Source organism: Desulfurispirillum alkaliphilum, assembly GCF_055378285.1.
Genome location: NZ_AP042405.1, coordinates 2,758,417 through 2,783,479 on the forward strand (window position 1 = coordinate 2,758,417; position 25,063 = coordinate 2,783,479).

Genomic DNA, 25,063 nt, shown 5'->3' on the forward strand with positions numbered 1-25,063 from the left:
ATTCTGCATGAAAACTATGGATTATGATACGAAGCAAAGCAGCTCGCTGCCAGCAATAGAGGATTCGGTCGCCACAATACTGCAGGCCATTGGCGAAGACTCGGACCGTGAGGGGCTTCTGAAGACTCCCCAGCGGGTTGCACGCATGTACCGTGAACTGACCAGCGGCTACCGCACAGATATTCATGAAATTATCAATGACGCGATCTTTGCCAGCGAAGACGAGGATATGGTGCTGGTCAAAGACATCAGCTTCTCTTCGCTGTGCGAGCACCACATGCTGCCCTTCCTGGGTAAAGCCCATGTGGCCTATATTCCCGATGGTAACATCATCGGGCTTTCAAAAATTCCGCGTATCGTCGAAATGTATGCGCGACGCCTGCAGGTACAGGAGCGCATGACGGCCCAGATCGGCAAAACGCTCTTTGACGTGCTCAAACCCAGGGGAGTGGCGGTCATGGTTGAATCGGTGCACATGTGCGCCATCATCCGGGGAGTCAAAAACCACTCCACCACCATGACAACGACATCCATGTTCGGCAGCTTCAAAGAGGACCGCCACCTGCGCAGTGAATTCATGGAGCACACAGCCAACACTTCGCGCACATCCATCCACTGGTAATTTCCGCAGTTACTTCCTGAATACCGCGGCGAATATGCGATCTACCGCCCCCTGGTTCTTGCGCAGCAGTGCCCGGGCCTGATCGCCCATGTGCCTGGCGAGGGCAGGATTTGTCAGCAATCCATTGATACTGTCAAAAAGCTCCTCTTGGTCCATAATCCAGTTACCGGCCTCCCACTGGCGCACCACCACGGCGATCTCCGTAAAGTTATCCATATAGGGGCCGAAAATCACGGGCTTGCCGACTCCGCACGCTTCCAGGATGTTGTGCCCCTGTACTTTCTGGTCAAAGCTGCCACCCACAAACACCACATTGCTCACAGCATAGGCCTTGATCAGCTCGCCTATCGTGTTGAGTACAAGGATATCCCCGGATTTGAGGCGTTTCTTTTTTGTAGGAAGTTCCGTACGCAAATAGCCCTTGAATCCGCTCTCCTCAATACGCTCCAGAAGTTGCTTCTGGCGTTCGATATGACGCGGCGCCAGGATGGAAACGATTTCCTGTCCCTCGTCGAGCAGGCGCTTATGGGTCTGCAGCACCATTTCATCTTCGCTGGGGTGAATACTGCCAAAGCACAGAACGTCCACCTCATCGGGATCCGGCAACTTCAGGTCATCGCGGAAGTTCTCGACCCACTCGCTCTCTTCCTGATCATGCATGGCCAGATCAAATTTCACATTTCCGGCAACTTCCACCTGCGACGCATTCACCCCAATCTCCAAAAAACGCCGCTTGTCCTCGTCGGTGCGGGCAAAAATACGCTGCACCTGCCGCAGGATCGGTCCGAAAAACCAGCGCAGTGCCCGATAGCGTCCGAAGGACTTTTCCGATATGCGACCATTGGCGATATAGACGGGAATGCCCATGCGGGTTGCCTCGCGGATAAAGTTCGGCCAGATTTCCGTCTCAATGATTATGATTTTACATGGCCTGACCACGCGCAGAAATCGCCTTACGGCGAAAGGGAAGTCGAAGGGGAGATAGAGGCAGTGATACACCTGATCGATGGTCTGCCCGATCAGGTTCCCCGTATCAGTGACATTGGAGAGAATCAAGTGATAGCCGTCACTGTCAGAGTAAATTTTTTTAATCAAGGGAATAGCCGCTCTGGTTTCTCCCACGCTTGCAGCATGAATCAGTACCGTTTTCTCCAGATTCTGGAGCAGAATCCGATTCTTGCGACTAAAAAATCCCAACCGCTGGAGTGTACCCTTTTGGATGCGGCTGCGGGCAAAGAATATTTTGACCAGGTGCACTGGAGCCAGCACAAGGCCGAGCAGGTGCAGCAGAATGTTGTAGAGAAACATGGATACGGGAAACTCCTTGCTCACAAGTAAAAGCTGAGGCCAACGGCCACCGCGTACTTCCCCAGGCCCTGAGAAGCCAGCGGCTGCACGCGATCGGACATCTGAACCCCGGGGATGCTGGTTATACTGAGAGCCTGGGTGTCGAGGCGATCGATAATGCGATTGGCAAATGCCACACTGCTGCCAACACCACCGGCGAGAATACAGCGCTCGACAGCCATGCGGCGATATCGCTCTTTCAGGACTTTAGAAAGATTCCGAACAACCCGCTCCGCCAGCTTGAAGAATTCCTCGTTGACCATCTGGTGCACATCGCCTTCGGTATCACGGGAAAATGAACCCCGCGTCATGGCGACTGCGTCGTTGAAGGGAATATCAAGAGTTTCCGATATATCCTGGGCCACGTGGGAACCGCCGATGGGCAGAAAGCCCTGGTAATCCGGAGTTCCGTCCACGACAATGGCGTATTCCGTGTACTCGTGCCCCACATTGATGATAATTCCAAGCCCACTGGTGGGAGCCACCATACCGTAAAACCGCTCCAGCGCCAGGGTGCTCAGATCAATGGCGTTCACGCTCACACTGATATCGGCGAAGAGGTTCGTGTAGTTGGCCACCAGGTATTCCGGAATGGCATAGACGTCCACGCAGCTTGTGGCAGGATCACTGTGGCTCTTATGGCCGGAAAAGGCCACGGTGACCGCGCTGGTATCACTGCCTTCAGGCAGATACTGAATGTAATCCCAGCGGATCATTTTCATGGCGTCCTTCATGGGCGTGCCGGGATACTCAACGGTTGCCTTGTGCAAAAGGCTGCAGCAGGGAATACTCAGCACCACCTTACTGCCCGTCAGGGTGACATTGGAGAGAACCTTGCGCAGGGACTTGAACACGATTTCGTGGTTGGTGAAAGATCCACCGCTGAAGCCACCGGACTCCATGGGTTCCTCACCCACAAAGATCAGCTTGCGTTCCTTGCCTTTTATCTCGGCTGCAGCGCATTTGACACTGTATGAGCCGATGTCGATACCGACCGTTATCATAGCAATCCGCCTACCTGTTCCTTGATACCTTCGATACGCTCTTCAGACAGAACCTTATTCCCCTTCAGGTCACTGACGTAGAATACATCAACAACCTGCTCCACATTCGTGGTGATACTGGCCGAATGTATGGTCAGCCCCAATGTGTAGAGAAGCCGCGTCAGGTCGTAGAGCAGCCCAGGTTTGTCCCTGGTGAACACTTCCACCACGGTGTATTTTTCCGACTGGTCATTATGCACAAAGACCCGGGAAAAATCCTTTTTAAGGGTCTTGCGCCGTGTCCATGAACGGGAAAGCTCCAGCTGACGTTTCCCCAGCAGCACGTTCTGGATATAGCCAATGACTTCCTTCCAGTAACTGACACTGGCCCCGAGCATGCTGTCGCGATAGTATACCGTGAAGACATCGAAAATCATACCATTTTGAAATGTCTGGACCCGGCAGGAAATGATCTCAAGTTCATTGACGAGAATGGCGCCGGCGATGTTACTGAAGATTCCCGGCAGATCATAGCCCGTGATGAAGATATCCGCCGTCTGCGTCTCAGGACTGACACGGTGGGACACCAGCAGCGGCTGGGCACTGTCACGCAGACGAGCGATCAGTCGGGAATGCAGCAGGATATCTTCATCGTTGAAGAGCAGCAGGTATTCATCATCAAAGAGCTGGAGCGTGAAGGGGTCAACGCCTTTTTCCAGCAGGTGCTGGCGCATTCTGCGCACCGCCTGCACATTGTATTTCTCGGTCTGGCCAGTACGCAAGTAATGCTCCGCTGCTTCAAAAAGTGACTCCAGCAGCTGTCCTTTCCAGTCAGTCCACACCTTCGGCCCAACGGCACGGATATCGCAGCAGGTCAGCAGGTAGAGGTTCGCGAGCTTCTCCATGGAGTCAACTTCCCCGCAGAAGATCTCAACCGTACGCGGATCTGCGATATCGCGACGCTGGGATATATTTGCCATCAGCACATGATGCCGAATCAGAAACTGGATCAACTCCGTCTCCACCTCACTGAAGCCCATGCGCTGACAGACCGGACCCGCCAGGATCGCCCCTTTGTTGCTGTGGTCACCACCCTTGCCCTTGCCCACATCGTGGAGCAGTATGGCCATATAGAGCAGATCCCGCTTGCGGGCATGGGCAATAGCCCGGCAGAAGATCTCCTTGTTGCCAAGGCAGCCCTGCTGATAGAGCAGTTCCATAAATTCCACTGCTTTCAGGGTATGTTTGTCGGTGGTGTACACATGGTAGCGATCGAACTGTACCAGGCAGTCAAGGGTGCCGAATTCCGGCAGCCATTTCCCCAGCACCCCGCACTGATGCATCTGGCGCAGGGTTCGGGAGACATTGGCGGTGTATTTCAGGATTGAGCGAAAAATGCCATTGGCGGAGAGTGAGCTCCGCAGTTTTGGCGTGAGGAAGCCAAGATTCTTCTGGATCGTCTGCTTGGCATCCGGGGGAATGTGGAGGCTCTTGCGCTGGGCCAGAGAAAAGAGCTTCAGGATGCGCAACGGATCTTCCCGAAAAAAATCATCCCGGGCCGGTATGGCAATTTCATTGCCCTTTTGGATAAAACCGTCGGGCAGCGCCCGCACCAGCAACTCGCCAAAAATCTTGCGCCGGAACTTCTGGGGTGTACACCGGTAGATAATCTGTTCGGTCGCGGCCTGGATACGTCGGGTGCACTTGTAGTAGTCGTGCATAAAGAGCTCCACGGCCAGTCGCTTGCGGCTGCGCTCGTCGCGGTAGCCGAACTTGCGGGAAATCTGCTGCTGGTTCTCAAAGGTCAGGATGTCCTGGGAGCGGTTGGCAATGAAGTGAAGCTCGTTGCGCACACGCCAGAGGAACTCTCGGGCTTTCTTCAGATCGCCGAACTCCAGCTTCTCCTCCAGGTGCGCCATGCTCATGCCCCCATAGCGCACCCGTGCGATCCAGACGCAGGTATGAATATCGCGCAGCCCGCCGACGCCCTCCTTGACGTTGGGCTCCAACAGGTAAAGGCTGCTGGACTGTTTTTCCAGGCGCTGCTTCTGTTCATTGATCTTCTGGTAGATAAAGCTGTCCGTCTGGCGATGAAAGATGCGGTAGAGCACCTGGCCGTCGAACTGCTCCCATGCGGCGCTGGAACCGCAGATAAAGCGCGCTTCCAGCAAAGCCGTTTTCACGGTGATGTCACTCATCCACTGCAGGCACTCGTCAATGCTGCGCACCGAATGGGATATTTTCAGGCCTACGTCCCAGCTCATGTACAGCAGGTTGTTGGCCAGGGTATCCACCGTGCTGTCGATGGCGTGGGTGCTGACGATCAGAAGATCAATGTCGCTGAAGGGGTTCAGCTCGCCACGGCCATACCCTCCCACGGCGATAATTGCCGGCACATTGCAGCCATCGGCACGCCGCTCGCATTCGCGCTCCACCACCTCCCACATCTTCTGCACACACACATCCACCAGCACCGTATGGAAGGTCACAGTGTAATCTGCCGACACACCGCTGTCATGGAGCGTGCGCATCTGGTGAAAGCTGAAATGGTAGAATTTGCGGAAAATTTCCACAACGGCGCTGCGGCGCATCAACTCCTGGTTGGGGAGCGAAGCGCCGCAGTAGTTCGGGTCCTGATTCAGTTTACGCAGGCGATTTTCCAGCAGAAAGTCAAGCCGATTCCGCAGATCAGCGTGAATGCGGTACATCATCCTAGGTGAGTCCCCTCAGGGCGATAAACAGGGGATTAAAGTTCTTCAGTCCTTTTTCCCGTACATTGTTGATAATCTGCTCATAGCCCGTGTTGTCAATCTCTCTGGATGGGTCTGCCAGCAGGCTCATGGTGTATTCCTCAAGGCGATCGGTAATGGTGCCAATGAGCGTATTGCGCGCCATGCGATCCCACACATCCAGCAGGGGCATAGTGTAAACCATCTCCTTGAAATCATCCACATGCAGTTGATCCTTGATGCGGAAATACACGTCCAGAACCTTTTCCAGGGATTCCGCCTTTTTGACCGACACATAGCAGATGGAGAGAATATCGGCGATAAAGCGACTCTTCTCGATAAAATCGGCCACCCTGGCGTGGTGTTCATGGTGCTCGTTGCTCTTGATGGCCACGGCCAGTTTCTCCAGATACGGCTTGGGCAGGAAACCTTCCAGGCCGGCGAATATGCCGCCAAACTGCTGCAGCACATCCTCACACATGGCGCAGTATTCCCTTTCCGCGACATTTTTCGTAACAATCCAGCGTACGCCCCGGCGCATGGCGTTCTCAATACTGATGAGCATTTTTGTCTGAACGGCGGAAGGCTTCTTGTTATCCAGGGCGAATACCGCCTGACGCAGCTGATCAACACCAAGCAGGTGCTCAAGGGTAATATAGTTGCGTGCCACATCGGCAACCGTGCTGCGCGTCGTCGACATCAGGTTATAGACAAAGGTGCAGCCCGCCTGGTTGACAATTTTGTTGGCTATCAGGGTACAGGCAATCTCCTTTTTCAGCTTATGGGCGGCGACCTCCTCGGGGAATCGCTCCAGCAGCTGGGGAGGGAAGTAGGAGCGGTAGAGCTGTTCAATGGCCTCATTCCACTCCAGCTCCGACTGCATCAGGGTATCGTAGATATCCATGCGGGCATAACTGGTGAGTTTGCTCAGCACAGGCGCCGGTATACCCAGCCCCCTTTGCTGCAGGGCATCCAGCTCCTCACCCACAGGAATATGCTCGGTTTCGGCATCCATCCGGCCAGTTCTGACCAGGGCGTCTATCAGCTCCTGGAAGAGCAGCATGCTCTCGGAGCTCAGCTGTACATCCAGATCGATGGAGCAGCCATTGAGATAGTTGGTCTGCAGCACATGGGCTTCCACCGCCGGCTCCATCTCCTTGAGCAGTTCGTTGCGCTGCTGGAAAGTGATCTTGCCCTGTTCCATGGCACTCTGCAGGAGTATCTTGATATTGACCTCGTGGTCAGAGGTATTGACCCCCGCCGAATTGTCGATGGCATCGGTATAGAGCATGCCACCAGCCATGGAAAGCTCGATGCGGGCTTCCTGGGTCATACCCAGATTCCCTCCCTCTCCGATAACCTTGGCGCGCACTTCCGGCGCATCAATGCGCAGATTGTCATTGGCCTTGTCGCCCACATCGGCATGGGTCTGGTGGGTCGCCTTGATGTAGGTGCCGATCCCCCCGTTCCACAGCAGCTCCACGGGAGCGCGCAGAAGAGTCTTGATCAGTTCGTCGGGAGCGAAGACAGACCTGGTTGTGCCAAGGGCCTTCGACGCCTCACGGGAGAGAGTAATCTTCTTGTCGGTGCGCGCGTACACGCCACCGCCAGCTGAGAGGAGTTTAGTGTCGTAATCGGTCCACTGGGCCCCTTTGGTGCGGAAGAGTCGCTGACGCTCCTTGAAGGAGATGGCTGGATCGGGATCGGGGTCGATGAAGATGTGCTTGTGGTTGAACGCGGCGATCAGCCGAATCTGACGGGAGAGGAGCATGCCGTTGCCAAAGACATCGCCACCCATATCGCCGATGCCCACAACGGTGAAGGGCTCGCTCTGGATATCCTTACCCATGGCGCGGAAGTGTCGCTTGACAGCTTCCCAGGCTCCCTTAGCCGTGATCCCCATGATCTTGTGGTCGTAGCCGTAGCTGCCGCCACTGGCAAAGGCGTCGCCAAGCCAGAAGTCATAGGCGTTGCTCACTTCATTGGCCACATCGGAAAGATGGGCCGTACCCTTGTCCGCCGCCACAACCAGGTAGGGGTCCTCTTCATCGTAGCAGACCACATTCTGTGGCCGCACCACCTCGCCCTTCACGATATTGTCGGTGATCTCCAGCAGGGCGCTGATATAGTTCCGGTACTGCAGATCCGCCTCTTCGCGGGCCTGTTCCGGCGAAAGCATTTTTCCGCGGATAATAAAGCCACCCTTTGATCCCGTGGGAACAATGACGCTGTTCTTGGTCATCTGCGTACTCACCAGGCCAAGAACTTCCGTGCGGAAGTCGTCGGGGCGATCTGACCAGCGCAGGCCACCACGGGCAACTTTACCACCACGCAGGTGGATGCCGCTCATGTACATGGAGTACACAAAAATCTCGAACATGGGCTTCGGCAGAGGCGAGTCCAGTACTCTCGCCGAATCAATCTTCAGAGAGAGTACGCTCCGCTGGTACTCGCCCTTATAGTAGGAGGTGCGCAGCGTGCACTCCAGGGCGTTGACAAAGCGCCGCAGCACATAGTCCTCGGCGATGGACTCCACTGCCTCGATCTTTTCCGCGATGCCCAGCAAACGCTTCTCAAGATCCGCAAGGCGTTTTTGCTCGCTGGTCTGGCGGACGGGCGAGAATTTCAGGTCGAAGGTGTCCAGCAGATCAGCGGTAATATCACCATGATTCAGGAGCGCCTTGACCGACACCAGCTTGGTGTATTTCATGCCCACCTGATAGATATATTCCATATAGGCGCGAATGACGACGATCTTCCAGCAATCAATGCCCTGCTGCAGCGACAGGGCGTTCAGCTCGTCACTGGCAACCCGTCCGTGCAGCACCGCCAGGGTCGTCTGAATGACTGACTGACGATTGCGCAGCAGGTTTTCAACCCCGCCTCCCTCTTCTGTCACGCGAAAGCGGTGCACGTAGCCCGGCATGCTATCACCGGGTTCAATGGTATACAGACTTTCCTCCAGCACACGCAGGCCCATGTTCTGAAAGAGGGGAATCAGGTCACTGAGGAAGTACTGGGCCAGGGAGTAGATCTTCACATAGGCCGACACCTCGTCTTTGCGCTGAATGTCGACCTGATCGGCATTGGCGTGCAACAGGCGCTCCAGCAGAGAAATATCGTCTGTTGCCTCCTTGGGGGTATTTTCCGCCCGGTAATTCTCGGCAAAGGCGTTGCGGTACTTGAAGCTCAACTGCTCAATATCAGCATCCGCATCGCTGAAGAAAAAGGCAATGCGTTCCAGCAGGCGACCTGTCCAGTCAATGGTCTGCTCATCAATGCGGTTTTCCAGCGCGCTGAGGTCGACTTCCTTCAGAGATTCGTCAGGCACCAGATAGATATAGACCTTGATGGCGTCCGTATCGCTGCCGAAGTGGCGATACTCAAAGAGCTGTACCTGAAAGGCATCGCGGATGATATCCAGCGCGTCGCGCAGACTGCTCTGACTGTAGTTCATGGCCGGCAGAATCAGTAAAAGGCTCTGACCACGCACGTTGAGATTCTCCAGGGGAATAATCTTCACCTTGTCAAAGGAGATGATATTCAGCAAATCGGTAACCACTTTGCTCAGCAGCGATGGCTGCATGAAAAAGAGGTCTTCCTTGGGATAGTAGTTGAGGATCTCGTAGATGCGATTGTAACTGTAGGTCTTGTAGAGGATCTTTTTGTTTTCCAGCACGCGATTGATGCGTGAGCGTAAAAAGTCGATGGAGTTCACTGCGTCGCGGGAGTACTTGGAACTGTAGAGTCCCAGGAACACATGCTCGCGGAACTCATCGTCGCTGATCTTCTGGCGAATACCGATATAGTCCATGTTCTTGCGCATGGCGTGATATACCGGGCTCAGGGAGTTGGTCTTGTCCAGCGTGATGTAACGGGAGGAAAACAGAGACTCCTGTTGGGAAGCGGTCAGTGACGCGACCTTCACCGGCTTGCGGTATTTTGAGGCCTTCTCCTCGCTGAGAATCCCCAGTCCGGACCCCTCCACTGTCTGCAGTGTTGCCTTCTTGCGATCAGCAGCGTGAAGTACGCGATACTGGCGGTATCCGAGGAAGACAAAGTTCTCCTTCTCCAGCCAGCGAAAGAACTCAATGGTATTCTCTCGCTCCGTATCGCCAATCTGTGTCGTGGTGTTCACAAAAAGTTCAATTTCCTGGACCTTTTTGAGCATGGGAGCAAAATCACGCACTGCCAACTGAGTACTGGAGAGAATCCGGCGCAAATCGCGGCAAAACACCTCCAGCTCCGCTGCCTTTTCGATAGCCTGAAACTGGATAACGATAAATGATTCCAGTTTTTTCGACACTGACGGATCGTTATAGCGGGTATCCACCGACAGGAGTTTCCCGCGTCCATCGCGCTCCGCGTTGACAATAGGGTGAATCGTCAGAAAATGGGCGATACGCCGGGACTCGAAATAGGAGTAAATGCTCTTCAGAATAAACGGCGAATCCGGCATGTTAATGAACAGAATACTTGAGTGAAGAATCCCGTAATCGAGATTATCCTCCTCGGGCGTAAAGACCTCGAGGTTGATGCTCGTGCCCTTGCGCACCCGCAGAAAATCCAGAAAGCGCTGCAGCTGGACAAAAAGCTGCTCTTCGCTGATAAAGTCCATATATTTCCGGGGTGCATTGTCGAACAGCACATCCATCAGGCTGATCAGCAGGGCCGCATCGTCACTTTCTTTCAGAGCTTCACCAATAAGCGCGCCCACGGCTTCACGTTTTTGCAGGAGCAGCTCCTGAGCGTTCTGAAACTGATTTTGTCGCAAAACAACTTTACCCATACACTCTCCCGGAAATTGAATTTTACAGAGCAGTACGCACCGAAGAACCAACGCAAACAGTGCTTTGTTACAAGTAATATATACGCCCCATGGGGGAATGCAATGGTTTTTGGGCTCCTGCTGCGCACAACCACACTCCCGGCGCCACACCAGGACACCCGGCTGACAGCCTCACCACGTGGTATTGCCAGGGAGGGTTTTCGCGTACAGGCAATGAGCTTCTTTAACAGCAACACCTTATGAAATATTTCACAACAGCCGCTTGTTTTTCCCGGCCCAAGACGCCATATTAGAACAAATAGCACTGAAGGCAAAAACACCAGCGCAGCTGTAAGGGTCAAAGACAACAGCTTCTGAAAAGTCCACCAGGGAGGGTTCTGCCATGGGAATCAGGCATACTACCGAAGGAATGACTTTGCAACGCCTGCGCTGGTGTACCGGGATAGCCATTATCCTCTGGATCACCGTGCTCCTGCTGTCACTGGCATGGAATATCCAGAGTCAGAAGCGACAGACACTGGCGCTGGCGCAAAAGGAAGCCGTGGCCAGCATGGAGCGCGACATAGCCGTACGCAATTGGCTGGCCAAGCGCGGTGGAATTTACATTCACGCAGATAAGGGCATCGCCCCGAATGAGTTCCTGCAACATCCGCAGCGAGATCTCGCCGTCAACGGGATTGCTTTAACCATGGTCAACCCCGCCTACTTCCTGCGCACCCTCATGGAAGACCCCATCCTGCAGAGCAGCGTGCGCAGCCGTATTGTCAGCACAACCCCTATCAGGCCGGAAAACACTGCTGACTCCTGGGAAAGCTACGCCCTGGAGCAGTTCCACCGCGGTGAACCAGTGGCATTTCAGCTCGTACGCGAGGAGGGGGGCAGACACCTGCGAGGCATGCAGCCCCTCATCACCAGCGATTCCTGCATGAACTGCCACACCGAGCAGGCATTTGAGCCGGGCAATGTTGGTGGAGGCATCAGCATCATCCTCGACATGGCACCCTTTCTTGCGGCCCAAAACCGCAATATCAGCCTGATCGCACTCTCACACGTCATACTCGGCAGCCTTGGCCTTTTGGGTATCACCTTCATGTATCGCCACAGCGCCAGTGGCTTGCGACAGGTTGAACACGCCATCACCGCCCTGCGCAACAATGAGGAACAGCTTGAAAAACGCGTGGAAGACGAAACGCGACAGCGGCGTAAAAATGAAGAGCTGCTGGTGCACCAGTCGCGTATGGCCACCATGGGGAAAATGATCGCCGTTATCGGACATCAGTGGAAACAGCCGCTCAATGTGCTGGCAATCCTCGTTCAGGATCTTCCTGAAGCATTCAGACACGGGGAGGTAAACCAGCAATACCTGGATACCGCCGCCACCCAGGCCATGGAACAGATCGATTTTATGGCCAGTACCATCGACGACTTCCGTAATTTTTTTGATCCAGGCAAGCAGATGGAAACCTTCAGCGTCAATGGCGCCATCTCCCTTGCCCTGAAACTCATCCAGGCCCAGTTGACGCACAATAACATTCAGGCGAATCTCGACAGCCAGTGCGAGTGCTCAGCCAGGGGGCACAAAAACGAGTTTCAACAAGTCATACTGAACGTGCTGGTCAATGCCCGCGATGCCATTTACGAAAGGCGCTGCCAGAACCCGGATCACCACGGACTCGCCGGAATCATCGACATTCGCATCAGCTGTGATGATGGCACTGCCAGTGTGCAGATCTGTGACAATGGTCCAGGTATCGCCGCAGACATCACAGAGAGGATCTTCGATCCATACTTCTCCACAAAGCCGGGTGAGGGCTCAGGTATTGGCCTGTGGATGGCAAAGAGTATCATGGAAGAGAGCATGGGCGGCTCCATCAGGCTCGAACCAGACAGACAGGAAGGCGCCTGCTTCACCCTGTGCTTTCCAGTTGTGTAAAAGCTGAAATCCGGCAGGCCGCGGAACGAAAAAAGCCCCCCGATCGGGGGGCCCTGTGCTATTTCTTGCGGGTGCTGCTTCGCTTTGTCCGGCGCCCCTGATTCAGATCCAGAACCTGGAGTGCTTTTACCTTGCGCACCGAGAGATTCGACTTGATCTTGCGCAGATACTGCTCATAACTCAGGCTTCCCTGATCGCGAACCGTGATCCCCATTGCCGCAACAGCCGCGTCAATATCCTTTTTCAACTGAGCCACATCAATCGAGGAAAGTGACTTCGTGGTCTTGGTGCCTGACTTCTTCTTGCCCGCCACCGCATCCAGAATGGACTGCACTTCCTGATCACTCAAGGCGTACTCTTTGCGCAACAGTCCCGTCAGGCCCTTGTCATTCTGCTTCTTCGCACCTCGAGCCGTCTTGGGCTTTACCGCACTCAGGTAACTGCTGATCAGCTCCGACAGGGTAAGGATTTTCGCCAGCTCATCACTGTAGCGTTTAATAACATCAATATTCTGCATTGAAAGTCTCCCAGGTTCGCGGTTATAAAAAAAGACTTTCCTCTTATAATATACATTGGTGATTGATTCAACAATTCCCGAAAATTCTACTGAATTTTCTCCCGCATGCCATTCAGTTGAGCTCCAGCTCTCCGCAAAACCTTTTCCACCGAAATCGTGTGTTTTCTGCATTCATCAATCCACTGTGGAAATCTCGCAATAATGTTAATCTTCGCCATATGTGGCGCCTGATACTTGAAAGCCAATTCCTTTTCACGGATAAGTTCATCCAGCACATAGGACTGAAATACATGCATAATCAGGCACTCGTAGGTCGCGCCGCCACTTTCAACAATCCCCTGTTTACGTTTCAGAAGCTGATCGTACACCTCATCCACCCGCGCAGGAGGAATATCGTCGATCTGCTGCTGCAAAAGGGCATTGACTTCACCCTGGATAAATGGCGCTATTTCACCGGACGCCTGTTCGCAGGCCTCAAGAACACGCTGGCATTCGGAAATTCCTTGCGTAATGCGCTGGGAAAGCTGCTGGTATACCGCTTCACTGGGAAGAAGCCGATGCTCCAGCAAATGCGCCTCCATGACATTGCGGAAGTCATGATCATGAAGTGTAAGCCCGGCTATAACTTCCTCAAGTGGTTTCACCGTCGTTCCGCCTATGCGCACACCGCGCAGGGTCGTGTTAATCGTTGTGGCCCTGGAGCGGGCAATATCCACCTCATAGGACTTCACACAGCTGTACCATATCTGGTGGGTCAGCACCGGCGTTCCCCGGTTTGAAGGGACCGCGAACTTCTGCCGCGATTTTTCAATGGCAATGGCATCTTCCATGGCAAAATTCGCGGCATGGGTTGAACCACTGTCGCCATAACTCAGATCTTGACCCACCAGAATAATCGGATCGCATCCCATATAATCAGCGATCACATAAGCCATATTTGCCACCGAAGATTTAATATCAAGCATACCCCGTTCAATGCCAATCCAGTCAAAGTGCTTCACATTCCGATAGGTAATAATTTTCTTTCCGCTGAAACTCTCGAAAGTGTGGCGGTTCTGCAGGGGCGGAGCGCACAGGAATGTGCGCGAGGCATCAAAGGTCGCGAAAAATTTTGAAATAAGGGGTTTGCGCTCTACTGATGTCACCAGCTGAAAGTCAACACCCGCCTCGACCAGCGGGCGCACAGAGGCATCGCAGGCAAAGACCAGGCCCCGATGCGCGGCGTCTTTCAGATGGGGCAGCGCTTCGTCGAGAGATGGCCCGGTGGCGACAATAAAGGCCGGCACGCCGGCAAAGGCCCCCTTGAAGCAGTTCACGCCCGGGTTTTCGACAATGATATCCAGGTTGTCGAACATGTTTTCAATGCCGATCAGGGAGTCGTGGGGATCATTGCCATAGTAGATACGCCCTTCATACAAGCCACTGCGAACCTCCTCCAGGTACTTCTGGAAAAAGGGCATACAGCGCTGCATCCTCACCTGGGAGCCCAGCAGCTGTACCGCCCGGCAAAGCGCCAGCAGGTGCGGCTGGGCAATACAGCGATTACGCAGTTCAACGGCGAGATTCCATTCCCCTGCGCCTTTGAGCACAATCAGCATGGAGCCGCTGAGCAGACTGCGGCTGATGTCAAAAAACCGCAGGAACTTGCGCAGGGAGGCCAGCGAGTCTTCCAGAAGGATCAGCAGGCGTATCTTCGAGATATCGGCACCCTGGTTGCGAACCAGGAAGTCTGTCAGCGTGTCACTGCCAGCAACCACGGTAATGGATTCAACATCGGTGCGCACAGGTTCAAATAAAACACCGTCAGCCACCTGATCATCCGCAGACGAAGGAGATTCCAGCGCCAGGGCAAGAGCTGGCAGAACTTTCCTGAGAGCGCTGACATTCAGGTTCCATGTCTGTGTATCCCCCAAAGGAGCTCCCCCGGGTCGCTGGGCGTTCTGCTTTTTCCTGGGGACTTTTTTTCGGATTTTTTTCGGCATGGTTTTTCCTCCCTTCCCACAAGATTACACTTCAATAATGAGCAGGGAAAGGGTAAAGTATAAATGTAAACGCACGCGCATGGCAAGGTTCACAATGAACCCTTTCACCGTGACATCGCCTGCGCAAGCACATGAAAGGAGTACCCGTGAGCACGATTTCCGACACTTCCCGATACTGGCAGCAATGGGCAGACAATGTCCTGGAAGGCCAGCAGCTGCCCGATGCCATCGCCCTTGAAATTCTCCACAGCGACAATGAGTCTCTCCTGCCTCTGCTTCAGGCCGCCTATACCATACGACGGCGATTCTTCGGACGCGGCGTCTGGCTCCACGTCATCCGCAGCGCCAAAAGCGGTCTGTGCCCCGAAGACTGTTCCTACTGCAGCCAGTCTGCCAGCGCCTCCAGCGACATCACCACCTATCCTCTGGAAACCGTTGCCTCCATTGTGGAGGGAGCCCGGGAGGCCCAGTCCAGACAGGCTATACGCTACTGTATTGTCACCAGCGGGCGCATGCCCGTGGAGCACGATCTCGAAGTTATCTGCGATGCCGTCAGCCAGATCAAGGCCACCATGCCGCTGCAGATCTGTACTTCCCTCGGAATGCTGGACGCCGCCAAGGTGAAACGCCTCAAAGAAGCCGGAGTCGACCGCTATAATCACAACCTGGAGACCTCGGCCGCACACTATGGCAACATCTGCTCAACCCACTCCTATGAAGATCGCCTGCGCACAGCACGCATGGTCAAGGACGCTGGCATGGAACTGTGCAGCGGCGGGCTGCTTGGCATGGGGGAGAGCCTGCAGGACAGGGTGGAACTGGCCAGCAGCCTCCGGGAGCTCGACACTGACTCTGTCCCTCTGAATTTCCTGAATCCGCGCCAGGGAACACAGCTGGAAAACCTTCAGCCCATGGCAGCTCCCGATGCCCTGCGCGCCCTGGCGATGTTTCGTTTTATGCTGCCCTCAAAGGAGCTGCGCATTGCCGGAGGGCGCGAACTGATTCTCGGTCCGTTGCAGGCGCTGGGCCTCTACCCTGCCAACTCCATCTTCACCAAAGGATACCTGACAACCGACGGGCAGGGATTTGAAGAGGATAAACAAATGATAGAAAGCGCGGGTTTCCACATCGCTGAAATCGTTGACGCATAGGGGGCGGCTGAAAACCGCAGAGAAGCATGGCTCAGACCCGCGGTTTTTCTCCCTTCAGAACAAACATCAGCAGGCAGGGAATAACCAGGATGGTAAACACCGTGGACAGGGCCATGCCCCCCACGATAACGCTGCCCAGCCCCCGGTACAGTTCACTGCCGGGCCCTGGAGCCACCACCAGGGGCAGCATGCCGAAAATGGACGTCAGGGTGCTCATGAAAATCGGACGCAGGCGGTTGCGGGTGGCATCGAGCACCGCGCCCGCCATCTCCATGGAGTGGTAGCGGATGTTATTCAGGGTCTGGTGTACGATGAGGATGGCATTATTGACCACGACCCCGATCAGGATAATAAAGCCCAGCATGGTCAGTATGTCCAGCGCCTGGGGCGCGATCAGCGCGTTGGTCAGGCGCAGGCCCGCAAAGCCCCCCGCTGTGGCCAGGGGGACAGTGAACATGACCACCAGTGGATACACGAAATTGCCGAAAAGTGCCGACATGAGCAGGTAGATAATCGCCGAGGCCAGCACAAAGTTCATGGCGAGCAGCGCCACGGTTTCCAGCAGCTTGTCTGCGGTTCCGCTGAGCTGCACCTGAATCTGGGGGGGGATTTTCCCCTCCTGTTTCAGGGAAGGCACAATGCGTTCCTGCACAATCTCCATGGCCTCTTGAATGGTGATATGATCCGGCGGCGTCACCTGGAGCGTGATAGTACGGCGCCCTTCATAGTGGCGTATCTCCGTGATGCCGTAGCGTTGCTCCATGCGCACCAGGTTGGACAGGGGCACCAGCTGCCCTCCGGGAGCCGCGATCTGTGTCCGGAAGAGATCCTCGGGACTGGAAACACGGGACTGGGGAGCAGTCAGAACGAGGTCGATCTTTTTCTGCCCCTCCTGCTTGAACTCACCCACTTTGCGGCCCTCCATCAGCACATCAACAGCGGTTCCCACGGATGCGGCGCTCATATTGACTGCCCGCACCATATCACGGTCGGGAATCAGGGCCACTTCGGGATAAAGCAGTTCCAGTGATGGAACCGGGCGCACCTGAGCGCCCGCGATGGACTGCCCTACCGCCGCGAAAAGGTGGGAAGCTGCTGCGACGATTTCATCCAGGTCATCACCCACCACATCCACGTCAATGGTGCGCCCCTTGCCCAGCCCCTGCTGAAAGATGCCAATCTGGTTGGATATGCCGAAAATACCGGGGAAGGAGTTGAGAACCGGGCGCATCATGGGAATCAGTTCGCGGCCGCGCTGCTCATCGGTGCTGCTGGTTCCCAGGAGCATGATGTTGGCCGTAGCCACGTAGAAGGCATTCTCGATACCGGGTTTCCCATCAACTTCTGTGCGATAGAAGGGGCGGATGGCAGCAAAGATCTTCTGACCGATATCCTCCTGCTCCGCCACACTGAGGCCGGGGGGAGGAATGAGAATATTCACGACAAAATTCTGGTTGCCGTGGGGCAGGTATTCCATTTTGGGAAAGAGCACCCAGGCAACTCCGATGGAAAAAACCACCAGGCCAGCCACCGTCGCAATCCGGCTGGTGACGGTGCGGCTGGCGCGCTCCACCACCATCATGATCAGATCCACCGCCATGCGGCCCGCGCGCACCGAGGGACGCTCAGGTCCCGGCGCCGTGGTACTTCCACCGCTGCGACGAAATATCTGGGCACTGAGCATGGGAATAACGGAAATCGAGACAAAGAGGGAAAAGGTGACAGCAGAGGTCACCGCCAGCGCGATATCGCGAAACAGCTGACCCGCCTCGCCTTCCAGGAAGACAATGGGCAGGAAAACCGCGATGGTAGTCAGGCTGGAGGCGATAATCGCCCCCCAGACCTCCCGGGTACCATCGTAACAGGAGTGAAAGGTGGATTTTCCCAGCTTGCGATGGCGGTCGATATTTTCCAGTACCACGATGGCGCTGTCCACCAGCATGCCTACGGCAAAGGAGATTCCCGCCAGCGAGACGATATTCAGGGAGCGCCCCAGGGCATTCATGATGATAAAGGTACCGATAATACTGATGGGGATGGCAACAGCGACAATACCGGTGGACGAGGCGCTGCGCAGGAAGGTCACCAGAATGACGATTGCCAGGACGCCGCCGATCAGAATATTCTGCTGAACCAGTTTGACGGCACCCATGATGTACCCTCGCTGATCCCGTACCCAGCGCAGATGCAGATCCCGAGGGTGCAGCAGTTCGTCGTTGAGGCGGTTGACCACCTCCTCCAGGGTATTGGTCAGCTCCACCACGTTGGTTCCCGACTCGGCACGCACTCCGACCACCATCCCCGGCTCTCCCATCAGCATGATGGATGCCGTCTTGCGGGCGTAGGCAAAGTCCACTTCCCCCACATCACCCAGGCGCAGCCGATGCTGCCCATCGGAGCGAATAATGATATCCCGTATCTCCTGGGGACTTTCAAATTCGGCTACCGTCCTGATGCGATAGCTGCGCCGGCCCATATCCATCTGACCGGCGGAAATGTTGATATTTTCCCGCTGCACCACACTGATGATCTCGTCATAGGTCAGTCCGAAGGCAGCCATGCGCTCGGGATCGAGGAGAATATGCATCTCCAGATTGCGGCCACCACCGAAGAAGAGATCCGAGACGCCATCCACCCGCTCAATATGCTGACGGACCTCGTTCTCGAAAAAATTCCGATAGGTGTCTATATGGTTGGGATTGTTTTCACGGGCCTGCATCATCATCCAGACCACCGGGCTGGAGGTATCGCCGGAAGCGTTCACGGAAGGTCGTTCGACTCCTTCAGGATAACTGCGCACCTCTCCAAGCTTATTGGAAACATCCAGCAGGGCGCGGTCCATGGGAGTGCCGATCTTGAAACGCAGGGTGATGGTTCCCATGTTATTGCGGCTTGAACTTTCGTACTCCACGAGATTGGGAATACTCTTCAGGTAGTTCTCCTGAACTTCGACCACATCGCGTTCAATCTCGTAAGGTGACGCACCGGGCCAGGTGGTGCGAACCGTAATCTCCGGTTCCGACACCTCTGGAGTCAGCTGGTAGGGCATATTACCCAGGGAGATGAAACCAAAGAGAAGAATCAGGATAACCCCGACAATCACGGTGACGGGTTTTTCTATGGAAAATCGGATAAAGTCCATGGCTCAGTTATCTTTCACAGAAGTTGTGGCACCGATGATCTGAACAGCCTGCTGCGGGGAAATGCGCTCATTGCCTTTGACAACCACCAGGTGTCCCTCCTGCAGTCCAGCCACCCGGACCCCCACCTGCAGTTGGTCGTAGGCGATGATTTCTACCGGCTTCATTTCCGCCTTGCCATCCACCACCACAAAGAGCACATCCTGGCCAAAGCGACGGATGACACTGTCACGGGAGACCAGCAGAACCTCAGCCTGATCATTGCCGGCAAACATCACCTGAGCCCGCATTCCTTCCATCAACTGGCCGGAATGCTCCACCCGTACTTTTACCGGAAAGGTGCGCGTGGCGGTGTCAGCCTGAGGAATAACCGCATCCACAACGCCAGCATGGAGCTTTTCCTGCACGCGTATCTGCACCGGCTTGCCCACCTGTATTGCACCCACATCTGCCTGGGAGACGTTGACGATCACCTGCATGGGTCCGTGTGCTGCCAGATTGACCACCGACGCTCCGGGCGTCACCCACTCTCCCACCTCAACCTGCTGCTGCAGAACCACGCCGTCAAAGGGCGCAAGGATACGCTTTTGGGCTAGCTCCAGCTCCAGGGCACTCAGATTACGCTCCTGGGCCACCAGGCGAAACTTGAGCTCTTCCAGGGCATAGTGCGCGTCATCATAGGCTTGCTGAGAGCTGAGATTCTGCCGGAAGAGGTTCTCGGCGCGCTTGAAATTCTGCCGGGCACGCTCAATCTGCACCCGCAGTTCATCGGCCTGGGCTCTGGCGGCCAGGAGCTTCTGACCGAGAATATCCGAACCCAGGCTCACCAGGGTATCACCACGGTTCACCCGCTGCCCTTCACGAACCTGAACCTCCTCGACCCGCCCGCTGACCTCACTGGTCACACGGGCAGTGCGGTCAAAAAAAACCGTCCCCTGATAGACAAGCGGCTGCGAGAGCACACCCTGCCTCACCGCTTCAACCTCCACGGGGGAGCGTTCCTGCTGAGCCCAGACTCCCTTCGCACCGGCCAGCATCAGGCAGACCACCATAAGACGCGCAATAGTATTCATGAACATACACCTGTTGTTTTTCGTTTCCCACCGCTTCCTGAAATACCTTGAACTGAAGTTTCGCATCCCCGAAACGGCAGGTTGTCAGCGCTGACCCTGATGTCATGCTGCAATGGCCGAAATGGTTCTACACAGACTGCGTCGTTTGACATTATCCTCACCATATATACGAGTTTCTTTTGCCACTTTTTACCCGCAAAAAGTGGCGCAAAAGCGGCCCCCAGTGCTGTCCTTTTCAGCCGTCCGCTTGCCTGGAACTGGGGACCGCAAACAACCGCCTTCCCTGGCTTTTGGTTTGCGGTTGCCGCCGTCGTGGCGTCAACCCTGCGGGCCCATAGCGTTCCAGTCGGCGCGTCCTGGCTGGGCCAGCACACGGGGGAGAGGCAGAAGCAGGCCGTTCCCCCCTGAGCCCGTCCGGTGAGTGCGACGCCTGGCTGGCAAGACCCGAACGGGACACCTGCAGGAAGCAGGTGGTCCGGCAGCACTGCAGGGAGGCAGTGTCTGCCGGATCTCCAGAACAGGCGAGCAGGCGATCCGGAAAAACGGGCGTTCGGGGGGCGCGTTTTTGTGTCCTTTTTGCGCGGTCAAAAAGGACAATATCCGGAGACGAAAAATGGAATACCAGATAAGTCAAGCATTCAAAATCAATACGGTTTCCGCGAGATAAGTGCCAGTATAATAACAGCTTAACTCAAGACAACAAGGTGCGAAAGTTGAGCTCGAACATGCAGGCAGCTGAAAACCCACAAGTATAAGGCGCCCGCAGAGCGGCGAAATGAAGCGGACTTCCTGCACCTTGCCGCACGCGAACATCCAGCGGACAGCGCCGCAGATGTTTTTTCAGCAGCCTGTTGAAGAAGCACTACACATACTTGATTTCCGTGTAACTGTAAACCTGCCACCAAAAAAAGGCCCGCAGACTACGTCTGCGGGCCCTGAAAGTCATCCTGCTTCAGTTATTATTTTTGAAAAATTCCTTGGATCTGCTTACATCAGGGACAATGGTGTCCTTGCCGGGAGTCCAGCCAGCCGGGCACACTTCACCATGCTTCTTGGTGTACTGCAGGGCATCAATACTGCGCAGGATCTCATCAACATTGCGGCCAATGCCCAGGTCGTGAACCAGCTCAAACTGAACCACCCCTTCGGGATCAATGATATACGTGGCCCTCAGGGCCATGCCACCGGGCAGGAGAATGCCATAGTCGGAGCTGATCTGCTTTGTGAAATCGGCAATCAGCGGATACTCTATCTTTCCGAGTCCGCCTTCGGAGCGCGGCTGCTGCTCCCAGGCCAGATGGGAAAACTTGCTGTCAGTGGAAACGCCCAGTACTTCGACACCACGCTGCTTGAACTCACCAACACGGTCGGAAATGGCCGTGATCTCGGTGGGACAGACAAAGGTGAAGTCAAGGGGGTAGAAAAAGAGCATCACCCACTTGCCACGGTAGCTTTCCAGGTTGACTTTGGTGAATTCCATATTCGAAACGGCTTCGGCACTGAAGACAGGGGCCTGCTTGCTTACAAGGCTCATATATACCTCCAAAAAAGATGTTATGGTGTTAATGATACTGATTATCGATTGACTGTCAAGAGAAAGTTACTTCACCGTCGCATACTCGCGCTGGACAAATCGCTTCAACCCATTGATGACGTAGGGATTGACACTGAAGGTGCGAAAACCAAGATCAATAAGATGACGCAGCATGGCGCGGTCCGTGGCGATCTCCCCACAGATTTCCACGGGAATATTCAGGCGCTGCGTCGCGGTAACGATCATCTCCAACAGGCGGAGAAACGCCTGGCTGTTAGGGTCATAAAAACTGCTGACCTTTGGGTCCGTGCGATCGAGGGCAAAGAAATACTGGAAGAGGTCGTTAGTGCCGATACTGAAATAGTCGGCCCGGGTAGCCAGCTCATCCATGCAGAATACGGCGGACGGGATCTCCAGCATGACTCCGACGCGCGGCACCTCCAATTCCATGGCGTGGCACTGGGCCTCAATCACATCCCGTATACGGAAGAACTCCGATGGCTCGGAAATAAAGGGAACGAGAATATTAATATCCCGGGGCTCATGTTCGCGGCGATACTCAGCGATAACGTGGAGCAGAGCCTTAACCTGCTCCAGCAGAAAATCGGGCTCTCCCAGCAGCAGCCGCGCGCCACGATAACCGAGGGCCGGGTTGTCCTCTTTGATTTCTCGGGTGCTCTTTTTATCAGAACCGATGTCGAAGAGACGGAAGATCACCGGCCCCCGCGAGTAGATATTGACGATCTGACGATACACTTCCACCTGCTGCTCATATTTCCAGTCGCCATCATGCTGCAGATAAAATATTTCCGTACGCACCAGACCGATACCACTGGCGTGATCCTGCTCCGCCCGCTGGGCATCCAGCACACTGGAGACATTGGCGTAAAATATGATTTCATCGCCACCTGGAAGGAGGATAGGCCCCAGGGGAGTCTCACGACGACTGTCGCGGTCACGGCGGCGCTGGCTCGACTGCTGCTGGCGGGTGTACTGCTCCACGGTCGCGGGCTGGGGATTGACGATTACCAGACCCTGATACCCATCCACGATCAACTGGCGCGCGTACTCCGTCGCTTCAAAGAGCTTCGGAATCCCGGTAACCGCAGGGATCTGGCGGTTCTTCGCCAGTATGGCCGTATGGGAAGTGGCACCATCCTTCTCAGTGACAAAGGCTTCGACTTTTTCCAGGTCAAGGGAAGCCGTCTCCCCAGGGGTCAGCCGGTCGGAAATAATAATGCTGTCCGCCTGCAGCTGCGCTTTTCGGCTGAGCACCCCCAGGTGAGTCATCAGGCGCTGGCAGATATCCTCAATATCAGCAGCCCGCTCGCGCAGGTACGGATCCTGGAATGAGGTGAACTTTTCAATCAGCTTATCGGCCACATGGCGCACAGAGAAAGCCGCGCTCTTGCCATGCTCATTGATATGACGCTGCACTTCTTTTTTAAAGCTGCTGTCTTCAAGCATCAGCAGGTGGGTGTGGAATATCTCCGACTCCGCCGCCGCGCCGCGCTTTTCCATTTTTTCCGCCAGCTCCCTCAGGTCATCGGCTGTCTTGACACTGGCTTTCTCGAACGCCTGCAGCTCCACCACCGGATCAACCTTGCCCACGGCGCTTTCAATGAAGCGGTAGATAATGCGAACCGGGTGGCCGATGGCAATGCCCTCGGCCAGGGGAACGCCCTGTAAAAGCACTTCCTGATGGGGATCTTTTCCTTCGTCTGCCTGGGCAGAGCCCTCCACCATGTAGTGACGCAGCACCAGGCCGGAAACCTGGGCGGCAATGGCCGTCAACAGCTTCTCCTGTATCCTGGTGTTGTTTTTGCGATTTTTGAACTGAAAGACCAGGACGCCAAACGTGTTCAACCTGCTTTTCAGCGGAATACCGATAAAGGTGCGGAAAGGCTCTTCACCAATACCGGGGAAGTACTTGAACTGGGGGTGGTGGGAAGCGTCACGGATAAAGGTATAGGTGTTGCTGCGGAAGGCGAGGCCCGTCAGACCTTCATCGGCAGCCATGCTGACCTGCCCCACCGCCTCCTGACGCAGACCCTCGGTGGCAGCCAGCGTCAGAATGCTCTCACTGGAACGACTCTGGAGATATATGGAACAGACGTCGCTTTTGAGTTCGCGTTTCAGATAAGTTGTTATCTCGGAAAGGGCGTTCTCGTGGCAGGATGAATCGAGAATAATATTGCTGACATCGAGGAGTATTTCAATCTTGTTCACAGGTGGCCCACCCACTACGGCAGAAAGAGCATGCCGTCACCATAACTGAAAAAACGGTAACGCTGGCTCACGGCATACTGATAGATCTGCTGGATATTTTCACGCCCGTAAAATGCACTGACCAGAAGGATCAGGGTGGAGTCAGGCAGATGAAAGTTTGTTACCATACCATCAATCACGGCAAATGAGTAGCCCGGACGGATAAAAATATCAGTGGAGCCCCCTGTTCGCAACGGAGTATGGCTAAAGCAGCTTTCCAGTGCGCGCACCACTGTTGTTCCCACGGCAATGACACGACCACCTGAGCGACGGGTGTCCGCAACCAGATCCAGGGTCTGCGCCGGCACGTGAAAGTGTTCGGAGTGCATGCGATGTTCGTCAATGCGCTCACTTTTCACAGGCAAAAAGGTGCCCAGCCCCACGTGCAGCGTGATGGTGGCAGTGCGCACCCCACGCTGGCGCAGCCCCTCCACAATGGCAGACGTAAAGTGCAGTGATGCCGTAGGGGCCGCTACCGCCCCATCGCGGGCGGCAAAGACTGACTGATAACGCTGGCTGTCACGGCTGTCGGCTTCCCGCTTGATGTAAGGTGGCAGGGGAATGGCCCCGCAGGCAAACAATTCCTGATCATCAGCACTGAAGCGGGCGACGGCCATCTCCCCATCCCGCTCCTCAATCACCGCCTCAACCCCATCGCCAATATGAACCAGGGTACCGGGTACCAGTTTTTTCCCCCTGGTCAGGACACGCCAGCACCGGGGAGCGCAGGGCTCAACCAGAAAAATCTCCACCGCCCCGCCAGTTGATTTCCGGCCCTTCAAGCGTGCCGGAATCACCCGGGTATCGTTAAAGACCAGCAGGTCGCCGGGCCGCAGATACTCAGACAGCCGGCTGAAGGTACTTTCACCAACGATGGCTGGCGCCAGTGCACGGGACAGTACCAGCAGGCGGCTGGCATCACGCTGCGCCAAGGGTTCCTGGGCAATCAGCTCGGCGGGAATATCCACATGGTAATCGCACAGATATTCGGACAC

At 55.3% G+C, this 25,063-nt stretch carries 14 protein-coding genes; 3 read left to right on the forward strand and 11 right to left on the reverse strand.

Annotated elements, in window-relative coordinates; genetic code table 11:
- Window positions 1-7 precede the first annotated feature (7 nt).
- A complete protein-coding gene (folE, locus tag ACZ46I_RS12420) occupies window positions 8-622 on the forward strand; it encodes a GTP cyclohydrolase I FolE (protein WP_013505474.1) in 615 nt (204 codons plus the stop codon).
- A 9-nt stretch (window positions 623-631) separates the two neighbouring features.
- On the opposite strand, the gene ACZ46I_RS12425 is transcribed toward folE, so the two are convergent.
- From ACZ46I_RS12425 to ACZ46I_RS12440, 4 genes are read right to left on the reverse strand one after another with little or no spacing between them, the layout of a single operon-like run.
- Window positions 632-1,930, reverse strand: coding sequence for a 3-deoxy-D-manno-octulosonic acid transferase (locus tag ACZ46I_RS12425; RefSeq protein WP_464280968.1), 1,299 nt, complete (start codon window positions 1,928-1,930; stop codon window positions 632-634).
- Window positions 1,931-1,950: 20 nt separating this feature from the next.
- Window positions 1,951-2,973, reverse strand: a complete 1,023-nt coding sequence (pilM, locus tag ACZ46I_RS12430; RefSeq protein ID WP_464280969.1) for a pilus assembly protein PilM — start codon at window positions 2,971-2,973, stop codon at window positions 1,951-1,953.
- Window positions 2,970-5,663: a [protein-PII] uridylyltransferase gene (gene glnD, locus ACZ46I_RS12435; protein ID WP_464280970.1), complete on the reverse strand. Its 2,694-nt coding sequence runs from the start codon at window positions 5,661-5,663 to the stop codon at window positions 2,970-2,972. Before glnD ends, pilM begins: the two co-directional genes overlap by 4 nt.
- Before the next feature lies 1 nt (window position 5,664).
- Window positions 5,665-10,470: an NAD-glutamate dehydrogenase domain-containing protein gene (locus ACZ46I_RS12440; RefSeq protein WP_464280971.1), complete on the reverse strand. Its 4,806-nt coding sequence runs from the start codon at window positions 10,468-10,470 to the stop codon at window positions 5,665-5,667.
- Between the two features lie 382 nt (window positions 10,471-10,852).
- Between ACZ46I_RS12440 and ACZ46I_RS12445 the strand changes: the two genes are divergently transcribed.
- The gene (locus tag ACZ46I_RS12445) at window positions 10,853-12,403 is read left to right on the forward strand and encodes an ATP-binding protein (RefSeq protein WP_464280972.1); all 1,551 of its coding nucleotides are present in this window, start codon (window positions 10,853-10,855) and stop codon (window positions 12,401-12,403) included.
- Window positions 12,404-12,461: 58 nt separating this feature from the next.
- Here ACZ46I_RS12445 and ACZ46I_RS12450 read toward each other — a convergent pair whose 3' ends face one another.
- Window positions 12,462-12,920, reverse strand: coding sequence for a hypothetical protein (locus ACZ46I_RS12450; RefSeq protein WP_013505480.1), 459 nt, complete (start codon window positions 12,918-12,920; stop codon window positions 12,462-12,464).
- An 86-nt stretch (window positions 12,921-13,006) separates the two neighbouring features.
- Window positions 13,007-14,902, reverse strand: a complete 1,896-nt coding sequence (locus ACZ46I_RS12455) for a motility associated factor glycosyltransferase family protein (protein ID WP_464280973.1) — start codon at window positions 14,900-14,902, stop codon at window positions 13,007-13,009.
- A 146-nt stretch (window positions 14,903-15,048) separates the two neighbouring features.
- Here ACZ46I_RS12455 and bioB point away from each other — a divergent pair, with 146 nt between their 5' ends.
- A complete protein-coding gene (gene bioB, locus ACZ46I_RS12460) occupies window positions 15,049-16,053 on the forward strand; it encodes a biotin synthase BioB (protein ID WP_464280974.1) in 1,005 nt (334 codons plus the stop codon).
- Window positions 16,054-16,084: 31 nt separating this feature from the next.
- Here bioB and ACZ46I_RS12465 read toward each other — a convergent pair whose 3' ends face one another.
- The 5 genes from ACZ46I_RS12465 to queA form a co-directional block, all read right to left on the reverse strand.
- Window positions 16,085-19,195, reverse strand: a complete 3,111-nt coding sequence (locus ACZ46I_RS12465; RefSeq protein WP_464280975.1) for an efflux RND transporter permease subunit — start codon at window positions 19,193-19,195, stop codon at window positions 16,085-16,087.
- Window positions 19,196-19,198: 3 nt separating this feature from the next.
- Complete coding sequence (locus tag ACZ46I_RS12470; RefSeq protein WP_464280976.1) at window positions 19,199-20,266, reverse strand: efflux RND transporter periplasmic adaptor subunit; 1,068 nt, start codon at window positions 20,264-20,266, stop codon at window positions 19,199-19,201.
- 952 nt (window positions 20,267-21,218) lie between these two features.
- Window positions 21,219-21,800: a peroxiredoxin gene (locus ACZ46I_RS12475; RefSeq protein WP_013505485.1), complete on the reverse strand. Its 582-nt coding sequence runs from the start codon at window positions 21,798-21,800 to the stop codon at window positions 21,219-21,221.
- A 66-nt stretch (window positions 21,801-21,866) separates the two neighbouring features.
- Complete coding sequence (gene ptsP / locus ACZ46I_RS12480; RefSeq protein ID WP_226508794.1) at window positions 21,867-24,029, reverse strand: phosphoenolpyruvate--protein phosphotransferase; 2,163 nt, start codon at window positions 24,027-24,029, stop codon at window positions 21,867-21,869.
- A 14-nt stretch (window positions 24,030-24,043) separates the two neighbouring features.
- Window positions 24,044-25,063: a tRNA preQ1(34) S-adenosylmethionine ribosyltransferase-isomerase QueA gene (gene queA / locus ACZ46I_RS12485; protein WP_464280977.1), complete on the reverse strand. Its 1,020-nt coding sequence runs from the start codon at window positions 25,061-25,063 to the stop codon at window positions 24,044-24,046.

What these genes read in the sequence shown, in the direction of transcription:
- folE (WP_013505474.1), top strand. Translation starts at nt 8, where the DNA reads ATGAAAACTATGGATTATGATACGAAGCAAAGCAGCTCGCTGCCAGCA.
- ACZ46I_RS12425 (WP_464280968.1), bottom strand. Translation starts at nt 1,930, where the DNA reads ATGTTTCTCTACAACATTCTGCTGCACCTGCTCGGCCTTGTGCTGGCT.
- pilM (WP_464280969.1), bottom strand. Translation starts at nt 2,973, where the DNA reads ATGATAACGGTCGGTATCGACATCGGCTCATACAGTGTCAAATGCGCT.
- glnD (WP_464280970.1), bottom strand. Translation starts at nt 5,663, where the DNA reads ATGATGTACCGCATTCACGCTGATCTGCGGAATCGGCTTGACTTTCTG.
- ACZ46I_RS12440 (WP_464280971.1), bottom strand. Translation starts at nt 10,470, where the DNA reads ATGGGTAAAGTTGTTTTGCGACAAAATCAGTTTCAGAACGCTCAGGAG.
- ACZ46I_RS12445 (WP_464280972.1), top strand. Translation starts at nt 10,853, where the DNA reads ATGGGAATCAGGCATACTACCGAAGGAATGACTTTGCAACGCCTGCGC.
- ACZ46I_RS12450 (WP_013505480.1), bottom strand. Translation starts at nt 12,920, where the DNA reads ATGCAGAATATTGATGTTATTAAACGCTACAGTGATGAGCTGGCGAAA.
- ACZ46I_RS12455 (WP_464280973.1), bottom strand. Translation starts at nt 14,902, where the DNA reads ATGCCGAAAAAAATCCGAAAAAAAGTCCCCAGGAAAAAGCAGAACGCC.
- ACZ46I_RS12465 (WP_464280975.1), bottom strand. Translation starts at nt 19,195, where the DNA reads ATGGACTTTATCCGATTTTCCATAGAAAAACCCGTCACCGTGATTGTC.
- ACZ46I_RS12470 (WP_464280976.1), bottom strand. Translation starts at nt 20,266, where the DNA reads ATGAATACTATTGCGCGTCTTATGGTGGTCTGCCTGATGCTGGCCGGT.
- ACZ46I_RS12475 (WP_013505485.1), bottom strand. Translation starts at nt 21,800, where the DNA reads ATGAGCCTTGTAAGCAAGCAGGCCCCTGTCTTCAGTGCCGAAGCCGTT.